The organism is Burkholderia sp. MSMB1459WGS, assembly GCF_001534535.1.
In the GTDB taxonomy this organism is placed as follows: domain Bacteria; phylum Pseudomonadota; class Gammaproteobacteria; order Burkholderiales; family Burkholderiaceae; genus Burkholderia.
The window spans coordinates 44,096-62,077 of the sequence record NZ_LPMU01000079.1; the positions used below are offsets into that span (position 1 = coordinate 44,096).

Annotated in this window: 14 protein-coding genes; 8 read left to right on the top strand and 6 right to left on the bottom strand. The window is 67.8% G+C overall.

The window, feature by feature from the left end; all coding sequences use genetic code 11:
• The first annotated feature begins 62 nt into the window (after window positions 1-62).
• Together WT97_RS29900 and proC are read left to right on the top strand one after the other, a co-directional pair.
• Entirely contained in the window at window positions 63-761 is a 699-nt protein-coding gene (locus tag WT97_RS29900; RefSeq protein ID WP_060354937.1) for a YggS family pyridoxal phosphate-dependent enzyme, read from the top strand.
• A gap of 53 nt (window positions 762-814) precedes the next feature.
• The gene (gene proC / locus WT97_RS29905; RefSeq protein ID WP_060354938.1) at window positions 815-1,627 is read left to right on the top strand and encodes a pyrroline-5-carboxylate reductase; all 813 of its coding nucleotides are present in this window, start codon (window positions 815-817) and stop codon (window positions 1,625-1,627) included.
• Between the two features lie 109 nt (window positions 1,628-1,736).
• Here proC and ubiA read toward each other — a convergent pair whose 3' ends face one another.
• From ubiA to recG, 6 genes are all read right to left on the bottom strand, one after another.
• Window positions 1,737-2,600 (bottom strand): 4-hydroxybenzoate octaprenyltransferase, encoded by an 864-nt coding sequence (ubiA, locus tag WT97_RS29910; protein ID WP_060354939.1) that lies wholly within the window; start codon window positions 2,598-2,600, stop codon window positions 1,737-1,739.
• Window positions 2,601-2,806: 206 nt separating this feature from the next.
• On the bottom strand, window positions 2,807-3,295 hold the full coding sequence (gene dpsA, locus WT97_RS29915; protein WP_034206455.1) for a non-specific DNA-binding protein DpsA: 489 nt from the start codon (window positions 3,293-3,295) through the stop codon (window positions 2,807-2,809).
• Between the two features lie 120 nt (window positions 3,296-3,415).
• Window positions 3,416-3,586, bottom strand: a complete 171-nt coding sequence (locus WT97_RS34725; protein WP_179949373.1) for a hypothetical protein — start codon at window positions 3,584-3,586, stop codon at window positions 3,416-3,418.
• A gap of 110 nt (window positions 3,587-3,696) precedes the next feature.
• Complete coding sequence (gene katG, locus WT97_RS29925) at window positions 3,697-5,883, bottom strand: catalase/peroxidase HPI (protein WP_059791805.1); 2,187 nt, start codon at window positions 5,881-5,883, stop codon at window positions 3,697-3,699.
• A gap of 625 nt (window positions 5,884-6,508) precedes the next feature.
• Window positions 6,509-7,468 carry a LysR substrate-binding domain-containing protein gene (locus WT97_RS29930; RefSeq protein ID WP_006754461.1) on the bottom strand — a complete coding sequence of 320 codons (960 nt, stop codon included), beginning with the start codon at window positions 7,466-7,468 and terminating at the stop codon, window positions 6,509-6,511.
• A 126-nt stretch (window positions 7,469-7,594) separates the two neighbouring features.
• Window positions 7,595-9,904, bottom strand: coding sequence for an ATP-dependent DNA helicase RecG (gene recG / locus WT97_RS29935; protein ID WP_060354940.1), 2,310 nt, complete (start codon window positions 9,902-9,904; stop codon window positions 7,595-7,597).
• A 167-nt stretch (window positions 9,905-10,071) separates the two neighbouring features.
• On the opposite strand from recG, the gene queA reads away from it, so the two are divergent.
• The 6 genes from queA to WT97_RS29965 all read left to right on the top strand — a co-directional run bounded on the left by queA (window position 10,072) and on the right by WT97_RS29965 (window position 17,971).
• Window positions 10,072-11,139: a tRNA preQ1(34) S-adenosylmethionine ribosyltransferase-isomerase QueA gene (gene queA / locus WT97_RS29940; protein ID WP_059501021.1), complete on the top strand. Its 1,068-nt coding sequence runs from the start codon at window positions 10,072-10,074 to the stop codon at window positions 11,137-11,139.
• 188 nt (window positions 11,140-11,327) lie between these two features.
• Window positions 11,328-12,533 (top strand): tRNA guanosine(34) transglycosylase Tgt, encoded by a 1,206-nt coding sequence (tgt, locus tag WT97_RS29945; protein WP_059791811.1) that lies wholly within the window; start codon window positions 11,328-11,330, stop codon window positions 12,531-12,533.
• Window positions 12,534-12,790: 257 nt separating this feature from the next.
• Window positions 12,791-13,114 (top strand): preprotein translocase subunit YajC, encoded by a 324-nt coding sequence (gene yajC, locus WT97_RS29950; RefSeq protein ID WP_006476868.1) that lies wholly within the window; start codon window positions 12,791-12,793, stop codon window positions 13,112-13,114.
• 105 nt (window positions 13,115-13,219) lie between these two features.
• On the top strand, window positions 13,220-15,241 hold the full coding sequence (gene secD / locus WT97_RS29955; RefSeq protein ID WP_059501019.1) for a protein translocase subunit SecD: 2,022 nt from the start codon (window positions 13,220-13,222) through the stop codon (window positions 15,239-15,241).
• 18 nt (window positions 15,242-15,259) lie between these two features.
• Window positions 15,260-16,210 (top strand): protein translocase subunit SecF, encoded by a 951-nt coding sequence (gene secF, locus WT97_RS29960; RefSeq protein WP_059501018.1) that lies wholly within the window; start codon window positions 15,260-15,262, stop codon window positions 16,208-16,210.
• A gap of 216 nt (window positions 16,211-16,426) precedes the next feature.
• Window positions 16,427-17,971, top strand: coding sequence for a S41 family peptidase (locus tag WT97_RS29965; protein WP_257128575.1), 1,545 nt, complete (start codon window positions 16,427-16,429; stop codon window positions 17,969-17,971).
• The last annotated feature ends 11 nt before the right edge of the window (window positions 17,972-17,982 follow it).

Genomic DNA, 17,982 nt, shown 5'->3' on the forward strand with positions numbered 1-17,982 from the left:
TCGCGGCGCATCGGCTTCATGCCCGTTTCCGCGCTGCCTGCGTGCCTGCTTCCGTGCCCGTCATGTCCGATCTCGCCGCCCGTCTCGACTCCGTTCACCGCCGCATCGCCGACGCCGCCCGCGCGGCCGGCCGCGATCCCGCCACCGTATCGCTGCTCGCCGTGTCGAAGACGTTTCCGGCCGACGACGTGCGCGCCGCGCATGCGGCCGGGCAGCACGCCTTCGGCGAGAACTACGTGCAGGAGTCGCTCGACAAGATCGACGCGCTCGCCGACTTGCGCGCGAGCCTCGAATGGCATTTCATCGGGCCGCTGCAATCGAACAAGACGCGCCCCGTCGCCGAGCGCTTCGACTGGGTCCATTCGATCGACCGGCTGAAGATCGCGCAGCGCCTGTCGGAACAGCGCCCCGCGCACCTGCCGCCGGTCAACGTGTGCGTGCAGGTAAACATCAGCGGCGAGGCGTCGAAGAGCGGCGTCGCGCCGGCCGACGTGGCCGAGGTCGCGCGTGCGGTCGCCGCGCTGCCGTCGCTGCGGCTGCGCGGCCTGATGGCGATTCCCGAACCGGCCGGCGACACCGACGCGCAGCGCGCGCCGCATCGCGCGCTGCGCGCGTTGTTCGACGCATTGCGCGCCGACGGCCTGCCGCTCGACACGCTGTCGATGGGCATGTCCGCCGATCTCGACGCGGCCGTGCTCGAAGGCGCGACGATCGTGCGCGTCGGCACCGCGATCTTCGGCGCGCGCGATTACGCGCGCTGAACGCCGCGCTCTTTTCCGCCTTTCCGTTCACTCACTCGCTCATTCCCGACATCATGAAAATCGCATTCATCGGCGGCGGCAACATGGCCGCGGCCCTGATCGGCGGCCTGATCAAGCGCGGCGTCGCCGCGGACGGCCTGTATGCCATCGACATCAACGAAGACGTCCGCGCGCGCGCCGCGCAGCAATTCGGCGTGCGCACCGGCGCGGCCGTCGACGCAACGCTCGCCGATTACGACGCGATCGTGCTCGCGGTGAAGCCGCAGGTGCTGAAGGACGTCGCGCAGGCGCTCGCGCCGCACCTGAAGTCGCAGCTCGTGATCAGCATCGCGGCCGGCATCCGCGGCACGGATCTCGCCCGCTGGCTCGGCGGCTACGCGCGCGTCGTGCGCACGATGCCGAACACGCCGGCGCTGGTCGGCATGGGCGTGACGGGCCTCGCCGCGCTGCCGGGCGTCGACGCGGCGGGCCGCGAACTCGCATCGAGCGTGCTCGGCGCGGTCGGCGAGATCGTGTGGTTCGACGACGAATCGCAGCTCGACGCGGTCACGGCGATTTCGGGCAGCGGCCCCGCGTACGTGTTCTATTTCATCGAAGCGCTGCAGGAAGCCGCGCGCCGTCTCGGCATGAACGACGAACAGGGCCGCGCGCTCGCGGTCGCGACGTTCGCGGGCGCCGCGCAACTGGCCGCGCAATCGGGCGAGCCGGCGAGCGTGCTGCGCGAACGCGTGACGTCGAAGGGCGGCACGACGGCCGCCGCGCTCGCGGCATTCGACGCACAGGGCGTGAAGGAAGCGATCGTGCGCGGCGCGCTCGCGGCCGAAGCGCGTGCGAAGGAAATGGGCGACGAGCTCGGCCGCGCGTAAGCGCGACAGCGGCGCCGGTTTGCGCCGGCGCCGGACGTAAAAAAAGCGACCGTCGGGTCGCTTTTTTCGTTGGCGCCGCCCGCAAAGGCGCGATATGTCGGGGTGTCGTTCAGCGAGCGGCCAGCAGGTAATGCGCGGCGATGCCCGCGAACAGCACGCCGCCGAGCCAGTTGTTGTGGCGGAACGCCGCGAAGCACGGCATCCGTTCGCGACCCTTGATCAGCGTGTAGTGATACAGCGCGCAGCCGACCGCCGCCGCCCAGCCGGCCCAGTATGCGAGGCCGAAGCCGAGCGTCACGCCGATCCACACGTAGATGCCGAGCGTCACCGCGTAGCACGTCATCACGGCCGCGACGTCGAAGCGGCCGAACGTCAGCGCGGACGTGCGGATGCCGATCTTGATGTCGTCGTCGCGATCGACCATCGCATATTCGGTGTCGTACGCGACCGACCAGAAGATGTTCGCGAGCAGCATCACCCACGCCAGCACCGGCACCGTGTCCTGCACGGCCGCGAACGCCATCGGGATGCCGAAGCCGAACGCGATGCCGAGATACGCCTGCGGAATCGCGAAGAAACGCTTCATGAACGGATAGGAGCCGGCGACGAACAACGCGACGACTGACAATTCTTTCGTCAGCGTATTGAGCGGCAGGATCAGCAGGAACGCGACGAACGACAGCCCGACCGCGATCGCGACGGCTTCCCATGCCCGGATCTTGCCCGACGTCAGCGGCCGGTCGGCCGTGCGCTTCACGTGGCGGTCGAAATCGCGGTCGGCGTAATCGTTGATCGCGCAGCCGGCCGAGCGCATCAGCAGCGTGCCCAGCGTGAAGATCACGAGCAGCGGCCAGCGCGGATGGCCGTCCGATGCGATCCACAGCGCGTTGAGCGTCGGCCACAGCAGCAGCAGGCTGCCGATCGGCTTGTCCATCCGGACGAGCCGCAGATACAGGGGAAAGCGGGCAAGCATGGCGAAGCACCAGGAAGAGAATCCCGGCATTTTAGAGCCGAGCGGCGCTGCGCGTCATGTCGGCGCGACCCGCGGCCGGCGGTCGCGGCGGGCCGGCCGGCCGCCGCGGCCCGCTGCGCACGGCCGTGCGGCGGCGGGCATCGATCCAGGGACAGATTCGGAGCCGGCCCGTCCGGGCCCGGCCCGACGCCCCGGCAGCGCTGGACTTACGCGAGCAGCGACCGCAGCATCCATGCGGTCTTTTCATGCGTCTGCAGGCGCTGCGTGAGCAAATCGGCGGTCGGCTCGTCGCTCGCCGCGTCGGCGATCGGGAAGATTTCGCGCGCGGTGCGCACGACCGTCTCGTGCCCTTCGACGAGCTGGCGGATCATCTCCTCGGCGGCCGGCACGCCCTTCGCTTCGGGCACCGACGACAGTTTCGCGAAATCGCCGAACGTGCCGGGCGCGACGACGCCCAGCGTGCGAATGCGCTCGGCGACGGAGTCGACCGCGAGCCATAGTTCGTTGTACTGCTCCTCGAACATCAGGTGCAGCGTGTTGAACATCGGTCCGGTCACGTTCCAGTGGAAATTGTGGGTCTTCAGGTACAGCGAAAACGTATCGGCGAGCAAGCGCGACAGGCCTTCCGCGATGTTCTTGCGGTCCTTGTCGCTGATGCCGATGTTGATCTGCGTGGCGTTGCCTTTCTTGGCCATCTTCGGGACTCCTCATTCGAAATGTTGAACCGGCGAAAATGCATCGGGCAATCCGCATGCCGCCTCGCGCGGCATCCGTTCGCGACTCGCCAGTCTAGCGTCGCGAATCCGTGGCCGCCCTCAACCGCCGGCGGCCGACACGACCGGCGCGAGCGCGTGCAGCGCCTGCGAGGCCAGCTCCGCCGCTCCGCCGACGACGATCGCGAAGCCGACGACGTAGCGCGCCAGCTCCACCGGCGATCGCAGAATGGGCGCCGCGGCAGCGCGCATGTCGAGCATCATTTGCGTCATGATCGTCACTCCTTTGACAAGACATCGTTCAGGGAAGAAACGGCCGGTCGCCGGACCGGCCGTTTCACGTTACTGCATCACCGCATCACCGCGTCGGGATGCGGCCGGGTTCACGCGAGGTCGAAGCGGTCGAGGTTCATCACCTTGTTCCAGGCCGCGACGAAATCGCGCACGAACTTCTCCTTCGCGTCCGCGCTGCCGTACACCTCGGCCAGCGCACGCAGTTGCGCATGCGAACCGAAGATCAGGTCGACGCGCGTGCCCGTCCACTTGAGCGCGCCCGTCGCGCGATCGCGCCCTTCGAACACGTCGTTCGCGGCCGACACCGGCTTCCATTCCGTGCCCATGTCGAGCAGGTTCACGAAGAAGTCGTTCGTCAGCGTTTCCGGACGATCGGTGAACACGCCATGCTTCGCATCGCCGGCATTCGCACCGAGCACGCGCAGGCCGCCGACCAGCACCGTCATCTCCGGTGCGCTCAGCGTCAGCAACTGGGCCTTGTCGACCAGCAGCGCCTCGGCCGGCGTCTTGTACGCGTGCTTCAGGAAGTTGCGGAAACCGTCGGCGAGCGGCTCGAGCACGGCCATCGCGTCGACGTCGGTTTCTTCCTGCGACGCGTCCATCCGGCCCGGTGCGAACGGCACGGTGACCGCGATACCCGCATTCTTCGCGGCCTGCTCGACGCCGGCCGCACCGGCCAGCACGATCAGGTCGGCCAGCGACACCTTCTTGCCGTCCGTCTGCGCGTCGTTGAACGCCTTCTGCACGCCTTCGAGCGTTTCGAGCACCGCCGCGAGTTCGGCCGGGCGGTTCACTTCCCAGTCCTTCTGCGGCGCGAGGCGGATGCGCGCACCGTTCGCGCCGCCGCGCTTGTCCGAACCGCGGAACGTCGATGCGGACGCCCAGGCGGTCGACACGAGCTGCGACACGCTCAGCCCCGTCGCCAGCACCTTCGCCTTCAGCGCGGCGACGTCGGCGGCGTCGATCAGCGGGTGATCGACGGCCGGGATCGGATCCTGCCACAGCAGGTGTTCCGCCGGTACTTCCGGGCCGAGATAACGGGCGCGCGGGCCCATGTCGCGGTGCGTGAGCTTGAACCACGCGCGTGCGAACGCGTCGGCGAATTCGGCCGGGTTCTCGTAGAAGCGGCGCGAGATCTTTTCGTAGGCCGGGTCGAAACGCAGCGACAGGTCGGTCGTCAGCATCGTCGGACGATGCTTCTTCGACGCGTCGTACGCGTCCGGAATGATCTCGTCGGCATCCTTCGCGACCCACTGGTGTGCGCCGGCCGGGCTCTTCGTGAGCTCCCATTCGTAGCTGAACAGGTGCTTGAAGAAGTCGTTGCTCCACTTCGTCGGCGTCGACGTCCACGTGACTTCGAGACCGCTCGTGATCGTGTCCTTGCCCTTGCCCGTGCCGAACGTGCTCTTCCAGCCGAGGCCCTGCTCTTCGAGGCCCGCGGCTTCCGGCTCCGGACCGACGTTGGAGGCCGGGCCGGCGCCGTGCGTCTTGCCGAACGTGTGGCCGCCCGCGATCAGCGCGACCGTTTCCTCGTCGTTCATCGCCATCCGCGCGAACGTCTCGCGGATGTCGTGCGCGGCGGCGACCGGGTCGGGGTTGCCGTCCGGGCCTTCCGGGTTCACGTAGATCAGGCCCATCTGCACCGCGGCGAGCGGGCTTTCGAGTTCGCGCTTGCCCGTGTAGCGGCTGTTCGGGCCGCCGCTCAGTTCCAGCCAGATCTTTTCCGAGCCCCAGTAGACGTCGTCCGGCTCCCACGTATCGACGCGGCCGCCGGCATAGCCGAACGTCTTGAAGCCCATCGATTCGAGCGCGACGTTGCCGGTCAGGATCAGCAGGTCGGCCCACGAGATGTTGCGGCCGTACTTCTGCTTGATCGGCCACAGCAGGCGGCGCGCCTTGTCGAGGCTCACGTTGTCCGGCCAGCTGTTGAGCGGCGCGAAGCGCTGCTGCCCGCCGCCCGCGCCGCCGCGGCCGTCGGCCGTGCGGTACGTGCCGGCGCTATGCCATGCCATGCGCACGAACAGGCCGCCGTAGTGGCCGAAGTCGGCCGGCCACCAGTCCTGCGACGTCGTCATCAGCGCGTGCAGGTCCTGCTTCACCGCGGCGAGATCCAGCTTCTTGAACGCCTCGGCGTAGTCGAAATCGTCGTCCATCGGATCGGACAGCGCCGAATGCCGATGCAGGACGTCGAGGTTCAGCCGGTTCGGCCACCAGTCCTTGTTCGTCGTGCCGCTGCCTGCGGTGTGGTTGAACGGGCACTTCGTTTCGTTCGACATGCTTTTTTTCTCCTTCACTGGCTCGTAGGCCCCCACGTGCCGGGCGCGGTTCGTGGAGCGTTGCGGGGGGTAAGAAACGGAACAGGCGGGTCCTCCTGTCGTACTACGGGATGTCGTGCGCGGCCCTGGACACGCGTTCCCGTTGCCGTGCGCCGCAGGCGGGGCACTCGGGGAAGCGGCTGCCGGCAGTCGTCGTACCGACGACGCGGGCGGCTTTTCGGATATCGGACATGCGATGCTCCCTCAAGGCTCGACGGCAGGTGATTCGGGGGAACACTGGACCGGCGTGCGGCGGCACTCATCCGCCATACACACGGTCCGCCAGGTACGCGAACGCAATCGGGCGCAGGCCGCGAACCGCCGCCCTGGCGCGATGTACGACCGTGTCGCGCGACGGGATGTTCCGCTGCGCGTGCTTCAATACCGACCGCATCATGACATCCTCCTTTGACGCTTGCATCCAACGTGCATCTCGCACGTCGGCTCGACATCGATCCATGTAGAGGATTCTATCTATATCTATCGATTATTTGAATTTGATAAATTTCATCTATGCAATAGGGAAAAATAAACGGGGTCGCACGACCCCGTTCATCACGCTGCCACACACGCCTGCATCGGCGCGTCAGTTCATCGTGGCCGGCATGTCGAGCTTCGCGACACCCGGCAGCTCGCAAGCGGCAATCGCGTCGCTGATCGCGTCGATCGCCGGCATCCGCGTGAAGCTCTTGCGCCACACGAGCACCACGCGGCGGTCGGGCACCGGTTCGTTGAACGGTACGTACGACAGCAGCTCGGCATCGGGGCCGTTCGCGCGCGGGCCGATCTCGGCGACCGACATCCGCGGCAGCACGGTGATGCCGACGCCACTCGCGACCATGTGGCGAATGGTCTCGAGCGACGAGCCCTCGAACGTCTTCTGGATGCCGTCGGCCGTCTGCGAGAAGCGCATCAGTTCCGGACACACGCCGAGCACGTGATCGCGGAAGCAGTGGCCGTTGCCGAGCAGCAGCATGGTTTCCTGCTTCAGATCCTCGGCGTCGATTTCGTCGCGCTTCTCCCATGGATGGCCGGCCGGCAGCGCGACGACGAACGGCTCGTCGTACAGCGGCCGCACCATCAGGCCGGTTTCGGGGAACGGCAGCGCCATGATCGCGGCGTCGATCTCGCCCTGCTTCAGCAGTTCGAGCAGCTTCAGCGTGTAGTTCTCCTGCAGCATCAGCGGCATCTGCGGGACACGCTGGATCATCTGCTTGACGAGCGTCGGCAGCAGGTACGGCCCGATCGTGTAGATCACGCCGAGGCGGAACGGGCCGACGAGCGGGTCCTTGCCCTGCTTCGCGATCTCCTTGATCGCGAAGGTCTGCTCGAGCACGCGCTGCGCCTGGGTGACGATCTGGTCGCCGATCGGCGTCACGCTCACTTCGCTCGCGCCGCGCTCGAAAATCTGCACGTTGAGCTCGTCTTCGAGCTTCTTGATCGCCACCGACAGGGTCGGCTGGCTCACGAAGCACGCTTCGGCCGCGCGACCGAAATGCCGCTCGCGCGCGACCGCGACGATGTACTTCAATTCAGTCAGGGTCATTGTGGGTCAATCAGAGATATACAGGCGATAGGTTTAATTTATACACCCTCTTACCCAGGTTCGCCAAGTTTCTCTGCATCGCGATGCGTCGAGTGGCGGCTTTCGATCCGGCCCCAAGCCGGTCGATCAGGCCTTCAGGTATTGCTCGCGCGCGCCGAGCCAGCGCGCGAGATGCTGCGTGACGACCTCCGGATACGCGGCAATCAGCCGCGCCGCGGCCTCGCGGGCAGGATCGATCAGCCAGCCGTCGGTCTCGAGGTTCGCAAAACGCAGCATCGCCGCACCCGACTGGCGCGCGCCGAGGAATTCGCCGGGGCCGCGGATTTCGAGGTCGCGCCGCGCGATCTCGAAACCGTCGGTCGTCTCGCGCATCGTCTTCAGCCGCTCGCGGCCGGCGATCGACAGCGGCCCGGTGTACAGCAGCACGCACACCGACGCCGCGGTGCCGCGCCCGACACGGCCGCGCAACTGGTGCAGCTGCGCCAGGCCGAACCGTTCCGCGTGCTCGATCACCATCAGCGAGGCGTTCGGCACGTCGACGCCGACTTCGATCACGGTCGTCGCGACCAGCAATTGCACTTCGTTGCGCGTGAACGCTTCCATCACGGCCGCCTTGTCGGCCGGCGACAGGCGGCCGTGCACGAGGCCGACCTTCAACTCGGGGAGCGCCGCGGCCAGCGTCTCGTAGGTTTCGACGGCCGTCTGCAGCTGCAGCGTCTCGCTCTCCTCGATCAGCGGGCACACCCAGTACACCTGGCGCCCGGTCAGCGCGGCCTCGCGCACGCGGGCGATCACTTCGTCGCGCCGCGCGTCGCCGACGAGGCGCGTCAGCACGGGCGTGCGGCCGGGCGGCAACTCGTCGATCGTCGATACCTCGAGGTCCGCGTAGTACGTCATTGCGAGCGTGCGCGGAATCGGCGTGGCCGACATCATCAGTTGGTGCGGCTGAAAGTCGCGCGCGCCGTTGGCGGCATTCGCGGCCTTGGCGCGCAACGCGAGACGCTGCTCGACGCCGAAGCGGTGCTGCTCGTCGACGATCACGAGGCCGAGCCGCGCGAATTCGACCGTATCCTGGATGATCGCGTGCGTGCCGATCACGAGCTGCGCGGTGCCGAGCGCGGCGGCCTCGATCGCCGCGCGTTTCTCTTTCGCCTTCAGGCTGCCCGCGAGCCATGCGACCGTGACGCCGAGCGGCTCGAGCCATGCACGCAGCTTGCGCGCGTGCTGTTCCGCGAGGATTTCGGTCGGCGCCATCAGCGCGGCCTGGTAGCCGGCGTCGATCGCCTGCGTGGCGGCCAGCGCCGCGACGACCGTCTTGCCGCTGCCGACGTCGCCCTGCAGCAGACGCTGCATCGGATGCGCGAGCGTGAGGTCGTGCGCGATCTCGTCGACGACGCGCGCCTGCGCGCCGGTCAACGTGAACGGCAGCGCCGCGTAAAGGCGCGTGGTCAACGCATCGGCATCGGTCGCGGCGCGGCGCGGCATCGCGGGCGCGGCGCGCGTGCGGCGCTCCTCGTGCGCCCGCTTGAGCGACAGCTGCTGCGCGAGCAGCTCCTCGAACTTGATGCGCGTCCATGCCGGATGCGAGCCGTCCATCAGCGCGGCTTCGTCGGAATCGACGCCCGGGTGGTGCAGGATGCGCACGGCCTGCGCGAGCGTCGGCACGCCGAGCGGCTTCAGGTAATCGCGCTCGATCTCGGGCGGCAGCAGTTCGGGCAGCGGCGTGCGCTCGAGCGCGTTCTCGATCGCCTTGCGCAGATACGCCTGCGACACGCCGGCCGTGCTCGGGTAGACGGGCGTGAGCACCTGCGGCAGCGGCGCATCGGCTTCGACGACGCGCACGGCCGGGTGCACCATCTCCATCCCGAAGAAGCCGCCGCGCACGTCGCCGCGCACGCGCAGCCGCTGGCCGACGGCCATCTGCTTGACCTGCGAGCCGTAGAAATTCAGGAACCGCAGCACGAGCTGCTCGCCGTCGTCGTCCCGGATCTTCACGACGAGCTGGCGGCGCGGCCGGTACGCGACCTCGTTGTCGAACACGACGCCTTCGGTCTGCGCGATGCCGCCCGGCAGCAGTTCGCCGATCGGCGTGAGCGTGGTTTCGTCCTCGTAGCGCATCGGCAGATGCAGCACGAGATCGATCGAGCGCGTGAGGCCGAGCTTCGTGAGCTTGTCGGCGGTTTTCACCGGCTTGTCGGCGGCCGGCTTCTTCTTGCGCTTCGCATCGGCCGCCCCTGCTTCGTCGCCGGCGGCGCCGTCGGCCTCGGGCGCGGCCGCCGCGGGCTGCGCAAGCCGCCCGTCGGCGCCGCGCTTCGGGCCGGCGCGGCGCGCGCCGGAGCCCGATGCGGACGGCGCGGACGAGGCGGCATCGTCCGCGTCGAACGGATCGGCGGAATCGGCAACGGCAGCGAGGGAACGGCGTGGTGACACAGGCATCGGATCGTCTGGGTGCTTCGCAAGGCAAGTACAATAGCGGCTTTCACGTCGTCCGAACGAACGACGCCGGCCAGGCCGCGCATCCCGTCATCATAGCGGCTCGCGCGCCCCGATTACGCGTTTGCGCGCTGTCGGCCACGCCCGCCGGCCGCTTCGAATCAACCCGCATGTTCACGCTTTCCGATTTCGATTTCAATCTGCCGCCCGAGCTGATTGCACAAACCGCGCTGCCCGATCGCACCGCGAGCCGCCTGCTCGAGGTCGACCGCGGCGTCGAGCCCGCACGCCTCGTCGACCGCCATTTCGCCGAGCTGCCGTCGTGCATCGCGCCCGGCGACCTGCTCGTGTTCAACGATACCAAGGTACTGAAGGCGCGGTTCTTCGGCCAGAAGGCCAGCGGCGGCAAGATCGAGGTGCTGATCGAGCGCGTGACGGGCACGCACACCGCGCTCGCGCAGATCCGCGCGAGCAAGTCGCCGGGCGCCGGCACGACGCTGCGCCTGGCCGATGCGTTCGACGTGACGGTCGGCGAGCGCGTCGAGCCGTTCTTCACGCTGCACTTCCCCGCGCCGTGCCTCGACCTGATCGAGCAGTACGGCCGCCTGCCGCTGCCGCCGTATATCGAGCACGATCCCGACGCAACCGACGAAACGCGCTACCAGACCGTCTACGCGAGCAACCCGGGCGCGGTCGCCGCGCCGACGGCCGGGCTGCACTTCGACCAGCCGCTGCTCGAGAAGCTCGACGCGATGGGCGTCGAGCGCGCGACGCTGACGCTGCACGTCGGCGCCGGCACGTTCCAGCCGGTGCGCGTCGAGAACATCGCCGAGCACAAGATGCACAGCGAGTGGTACGACCTGCCGCAGTCGCTCGTCGAGAAGATCGCCGCGACCCGCGCGCGCGGCGGCAACGTGATCGCGGTGGGCACGACGTCGATGCGCGCGCTCGAAGCCGCCGCGCGCTCGGCCGACGAAGCGGGCCGCCCGCTCGCGGCGACGCAGGCCGAAACCGACATCTTCATCACGCCCGGCTACCGTTTCCGCGTGGTCGACCGGCTCGTCACGAACTTCCACCTGCCGAAATCGACGCTGCTGATGCTGGTGTCCGCGTTCGCGGGCGTCGAGACGATCCGCGCCGCTTACCGGCACGCGATCGCCGAACGCTACCGCTTCTTCAGCTACGGCGACGCGATGCTGCTCACGCGGCGCGACACGCCGGAGGCGCCGCGCGCGTGAAGCGCGGCGGGGCGGCGGGCGCGACGGCCCGCACGCCACGCACTGCGCGGCCGCCGTTGCATCGCAGTGCCCGTATTCCCGCTGCGCGCGTCACGCTTTTGCGCGCACCCGCTTTTCCCCGCCGCCGGTTTCCCGGCGGCGTTTCCAACATGCGCCGGACTGTTTTCCGGTAGCAAGGAGCACTCACGATGACCGAAGGTTCATCCCACGATACGCACGCGAGCCACAACACGCCCGCTCCCGTGCAGAGCCGCCCCGCGAACGGGCTCGAATTCGAACTGCTGACGACCGACGGCCACGCGCGCCGCGGCCGCGTGAAGCTCAACCACGGCACGGTCGAGACGCCGATCTTCATGCCGGTGGGCACGTACGGCACCGTGAAGGCGATCCAGCCGCGCGAGCTGCACGAAATCAAGGCCCAGATCATCCTCGGCAACACGTTCCACCTGTGGTTGCGCCCGGGCCTCGACACGATCGACGCGCACGGCGGCCTGCACGGCTTCATGGGCTGGAACAAGCCGATCCTGACCGACTCGGGCGGCTTCCAGGTGTTCTCGCTCGGCGACCTGCGCAAGATCACCGAGGACGGCGTCACGTTCGCGTCGCCGATCAACGGCGACAAGCTGTTCCTGTCGCCGGAAGTGTCGATGCAGATCCAGAAGGTGCTGAACTCGGACATCGTGATGCAGTTCGACGAATGCACGCCGTACGCGACCAACGGCGTGCCGACCACGCACAAGGAAGCGGCCGACTCGATGCGCATGTCGTTGCGCTGGGCGAAGCGCTCGCTCGACGAATTCGACCGGCTCGGCAACCCGAACGCGCTGTTCGGGATCGTGCAGGGCGGGATGTTCGAGGACTTGCGCGACGAATCGCTCGCGGGCCTGTCCGAACTCGGCTTCCACGGCCTCGCGATCGGCGGGCTGTCGGTGGGCGAGCCGAAGGAAGACATGATGCGCGTGCTGCGCCACGTCGGCCCGAAGCTGCCGGCGAACAAGCCGCACTACCTGATGGGCGTCGGCACGCCGGAGGATCTCGTCGAAGGCGTGGCGAACGGCGTCGACATGTTCGATTGCGTGATGCCGACCCGCAACGCGCGCAACGGCTGGCTCTTCACGCGCTTCGGCGACGTCAAGATCCGCAACGCGACGCACAAGAACTCGCTGAAGCCGCTCGATGCGAGCTGCACGTGCTACACGTGCCAGAATTTCTCGCGCGGCTACCTGCATCACCTGCACCGGGTCGGCGAAATCCTCGGCGCGCAGCTCAACACGATCCACAACCTGCACTACTACCTGCAGCTGATGAGCGAGATCCGCGACGCGATCGAAACCCATACGTTCGACGCGTTCCGGCAGCGCTTCGCGGAGGATCGCGCGAGAGGGGTCGACTGACCGGCCGGCGGGCGGCCTGCCCCATAGGACACGACCTGAAAGAAAACCGTACCCAATGGGACACGCACTAAAAAACCCGGTCCACCCGCCGGACCGAGCCATCAAACATTACAATTGCCTTTCCAAGCAAGCCGCAACGGTATCGGTTCGCGCTTTAACAGCTTGATCCGAAAGCGCATTTGCCGCGCCGTTTGCGCATGGGGCCGGTGGTAGAATAACCGGCTTATTTTTCGATCTTCCCCTACGGAGAGACCAACGTGCCGTTCATTTCCAATGCCTTCGCGCAAGGTGCCGGTGGCGCCGAATCGAGCCTGATGAGCTTCCTGCCGCTCATCCTGATGTTCGCGGTGCTGTACTTCATCATGATCCGTCCGCAGATGAAGCGCCAGAAGGAACACCGCAACATGCTCGCGGCCATGGCGAAGGGCGACGAAGTCGTCACGAGCGGCGGCCTCGTCGGCAAGGTGACGAAGGTCACCGAAGGCTACATCGGCGTCGAAATCGCCGAAGGCACCGAAATCACCGTGCAGAAGGCTGCCGTCACGACCATTCTGCCGAAGGGCACGATCAAGTCGCTGTAAGGCTTATACCGAGCGTCCGGCCCCCGCGCCGTGCCCGCCTGAGAGAGCGGGCCGCCGCGGCGCCGGACGCGACGCTTTCACGCCAACCACCCGTTCGGCCCCCTCATGAATCGTTATCCACTCTGGAAATATGTCGTGATGGTCGTGGCGCTCGCCATCGGCCTTCTGTACACATTGCCCAACTTCTTCGGCGAAGCGCCGGCGGTGCAGGTGTCGAGCGGCAAGGCCACGGTCAAGCTCGACTCGACCACGCTGACCCAGGTCGAATCGGCGCTCGCGTCCGCGCAGATCACGCCGGACGACGTCACCTTCGAGAACACGGCGACCAACGCGAACATCCGCGTGCGCCTGAAGGACACCGATACTCAGCTGCGCGTCAAGGATCTGCTGCAGAAGTCGCTGAACGCCGACCCGAACGATCCGCAGTACGTCGTCGCACTGAACCTGCAGAGCGCGTCGCCGCGCTGGCTGACCGCGCTGCACGCGCTGCCGATGTATCTCGGCCTCGACCTGCGCGGCGGTGTGCACTTCCTGCTCCAGGTCGACATGACGGGCGCGCTCACGAAGAAGCTCGACTCCGACGCGTCCGACGCGCGCACGCTGCTGCGCGACAAGAACATCCGCGACGGCGGCGTGAGCCGCGTCGAGCAGTCCGTGGTCGTCAACTTCAGCGATGCGCAGACGGCGGAAGACGCCCGCAAGGTGCTCGCCGCGTCGATCACCGAGCTGCAATGGGCGACGCAGCCCGGCGGCGGCGGCACGCAGGTGGTCGGCACCTTCACGCCGGCCGTGCAGAAGTCCGTCGAGGACGCCGCGCTCAAGCAGAACCTGACCACCCTCCACAACCGCGTGAACGAACTCGGCGTGTCCGAGCCGATCCTGCAGCAGCAAGGCAGCGACCGCATCGTCGTCGAACTGCCGGGCGTGCAGGACACCGCGAAGGCGAAGGACATCATCGGCCGCACCGCGACGCTCGAGGCGCGCCTCGCCGACCCGATCAACACGCACCCGAACCCGAACGATCCCGTGCCGCCGGGCGAGGAACTCTTCACGCAGGGCAACCAGGCGCCCGTGCTGCTGAAGAAGGACGTGATCTTCACCGGCGACCGCATCATCGACGCGTCGGCCGGCTTCGACGAGCACCAGCGTCCGTCGGTCAACATCCGCCTCGATTCGGCGGGCGGCCGCGCGGTGCGCACGGTGTCGCGCGAGAACATCGGCAAGCCGATGGCGATGGTGCTGTTCGAGAAGGGCAAGGGCGAAGTGCTGACGGTCGCGACGATCCAGTCCGAACTCGGCGACCGCTTCCAGATCACGGGCCAGCCGACGCCGCAGGCCGCGGCCGATCTCGCGCTGCTGCTGCGCGCCGGTTCGCTTGCCGCGCCGATGGACATCATCGAGGAACGCACGATCGGCCCGAGCCTCGGCGCCGACAACATCAAGATGGGCATCCACTCGGTGATCTGGGGCTTCTGCGCGATCGCCGTGTTCATGGTCGCGTACTACATGCTGTTCGGCGTGGTGTCGGTGATCGGCCTGTCGGTGAACCTGTTGCTGCTCGTCGCCGTGCTGTCGCTGATGCAGGCGACGCTGACGCTGCCGGGCATCGCGGCCATCGCGCTCGCGCTCGGCATGGCGATCGACTCGAACGTGCTGATCAACGAGCGCGTGCGCGAGGAACTGCGCGCCGGCCAGCCGCCGCAGCTCGCGATCCAGGCCGGCTACGCCCATGCGTGGGCGACGATTCTCGACTCGAACGTCACGACGCTGATCGCCGGCCTCGCGCTGCTCGCGTTCGGCTCGGGCCCGGTTCGCGCGTTCGCGATCGTGCACTGCCTCGGCATCCTGACGTCGATGTTCTCCGCGGTGTTCTTCTCGCGCGGGATCGTCAACCTCTGGTACGGCGGCCGCAAGAAGCTGAAGTCGCTCGCGATCGGCCAGGTGTGGAAGCCGGAAGGCGCCGCTGCCGCCGCGTCGTTCGCCGATGCAGACGAATCGACCGACACTGCCCGCGCCGCGAAGCTCGCCGCCCCGGCGAAGGGCAACGCGCCGCGCGCCGGCAAGCCGCAGTTGCGCAACCGCGCGCAGCAAGGCGTGTCGCCGAAGAAACCGGGCTCGACCCAATAAGGCCCCGGAGACGAAGCCATGGAATTTTTCCGCATCCGTAAAGACATTCCGTTCATGCGGCACGCGCTGGTGTTCAACGTGATCTCGCTGGTCACGTTCCTCGCCGCCGTGTTCTTCCTGTTCCACCGCGGGCTGCACCTGTCCGTCGAATTCACCGGCGGCACGGTGATCGAGGTCCAGTACCAGCAGGCCGCGCAGCTCGAACCCGTGCGCGCGACGCTCGGCAAGCTCGGCTATGCCGATGCGCAAGTGCAGAACTTCGGCACGTCGCGCAACGTGCTGATCCGCCTGCAACTGAAGGAAGGCCTCACGTCCGCGCAGCAGAGCGACCAGGTGATGAGCGCGCTGAAGGCGCAGAGCCCGGACGTGACGCTGCAGCGCGTCGAGTTCGTCGGCCCGCAGGTCGGCCGCGAACTCGCGACCGACGGTCTGCTCGCGCTCGCGTGCGTCGTGATCGGTATCGTGATCTACCTGTCGTTCCGCTTCGAATGGAAGTACGCGGTGGCCGGCATCATCGCCAACCTGCACGACGTCGTGATCATTCTCGGCTTCTTCGCGTTCTTCCAGTGGGAGTTCTCGCTGGCGGTGCTTGCGGCGATCCTCGCGGTGCTCGGCTACTCGGTCAACGAGTCGGTCGTCATCTTCGACCGGATCCGCGAAACGTTCCGCCGCGAACGCAAGATGAGCGTGCAGGAAGTGATCAACCACGCGATCACGACCACGATGTCGCGCACGATCATCACGCATACGTCGACGGAAATGATGGTGCTGTCGATGTTCTTCTTCGGCGGCCCGACGCTGCACTACTTCGCGCTCGCGCTGACGGTCGGCATCATGTTCGGCATCTACTCGTCGGTGTTCGTCGCGGGCTCGCTCGCGATGTGGCTCGGCATCAAGCGCGAAGACCTGATCAAGGAAAAGAAGGCCGCGCACGATCCGGACGATCCGAACGCCGGCGCGCAGGTTTGAGCGCTACACCGTTTCGGCTTCGAAAAAACCGGCCCGTTTGGGCCGGTTTTTTTATGTGCGGGCCACCGCGGTCCGACACGCGGCCGGCTCGACCGGCGCGGTCGCAGGGGTCGGCTACAATCTTCACCGCGCCCTGCCCCGTCGCTTGCCGGTTGCCCCCGGCACCGGGCACCCCCTCGCCACCCGTCCGAACGTGCGGTCCCGATGATGCCTCCCATGCATGTCGTTCGTCGCCTCGCCGTCTGCGCAGCCGTCGCGGCCGCGTTCCCGTATGCGCCGCTCGCCGATGCGCAATCGGCATCCGCATCCCCCGCCGCTTCGCTGCCTGCCGCTTCACCGGCCGCCGCTTCGGTGCCCGCCATCCGACCGCCGTCGCCCTGCCCGCCCGACTGGGAGCCGCAGCTCTGCGAACTGAAAGCGGCCGTCGAAGTGCTGAAGAAACAGCACCTGACCGACGTCGACATCGGCGCGCTGCTCGACGCCGCGACCCACGAAGGCATCAAGACGCTGCCTTACGCACGCTTCTTCAACGCGAAGGAAGAGCAGGAGCGGCGCGACGACGAGCGGCGCGCACGCGACGGCACGCCGGGCATCGGGATCGTGTTCGAAACACGGCCCGACGGACTGCACATCATCGACGTGATTCCCGACGCGCCGGCGGAACGGGCCGGCGTGCGGCCCGACGATCTCGTCGTCGCGATGAACGACAGGAGCGTCGTCGGCATCGACGGCAGCGCGCTGATGCAACTCGCGAAGGGCGACGCGGGCGTGCCGCTGAAGCTCACGGTGCAGCGCGGCCCGAAGCATGCGGTGCTGAGCTTCGCGCCCCTGCGCACGATCGTCAAACCGCATCCGGCGACCGCGAAGCGGCTCGACGGCGACATCCTGTACACGCGGCTGTCGAGCTTTCCGGAGCCGGCGGTCGGCGACTATATCGACGCGGTGCAGGCCGCGCGCCGCGCGGGGCCGCCGGTGAAGCAGATGATTCTCGACCTGCGCATCAACGGCGGCGGCGCGCTCAATGCGGCGATCGGCATCACCGCGCTGTTCGCGGGACGCGACCGCACCGCGATGGTGACGGTCGAGCGCGGCGACACGCACCGCCGCCGCTACACGACCAACTGGCCCGACTACGAATTGCCCGTCATGCACGGGCAGGATCCGCTCGCGCCGCTGCAGGCCGACGACTGGTGGCGCACCGTGCCGCTCGTCGTACTCGTCGACGGACAGAGCGCGTCGGCCGCCGAAGCGACCGCGGCCGCGCTGAAGGATCTCGGCCGCGCGAAACTGCTCGGCATGCCGACCTACGGCAAAGGGCTCGCGCAGACGGGCGTCGACCTGATCGACGGCACGCGTCTCAATTTCACGTTCGCGCGCAACCTGCGGCCGAACGGCTGCCCGATGGACGGCTACGGCGTCATGCCGGACTGGCTCGTGCCGCCGCGCGTCGATTCGGACGTCGACGGCGTGCTGCTGTGGTACCGGGAAGCCGATCTGGCCCGCGCACCGTATGCGGACCGGCAGGCGCCCGACCCGTTCGCGCAGGTGCGCAACGCACGGCAGAAGCTGCGCGAGCAGCGCGTGCGCGCGAAGATCGATACGGCGAGGAGCGCGGCGCTGCCGCAGCGCGCATTCGGCACGGCCGCCGACTGGCAGCTCCGGCAGGCGCTCGCCGCGCTCGCGGGGCGCCCGGTCCGGACCGTCGACGCGCCGCCGCAACTGATGCCGGCGCAACCGGTGTGCGAGCGCGGCGGCAATTGACGCGCCGCCCC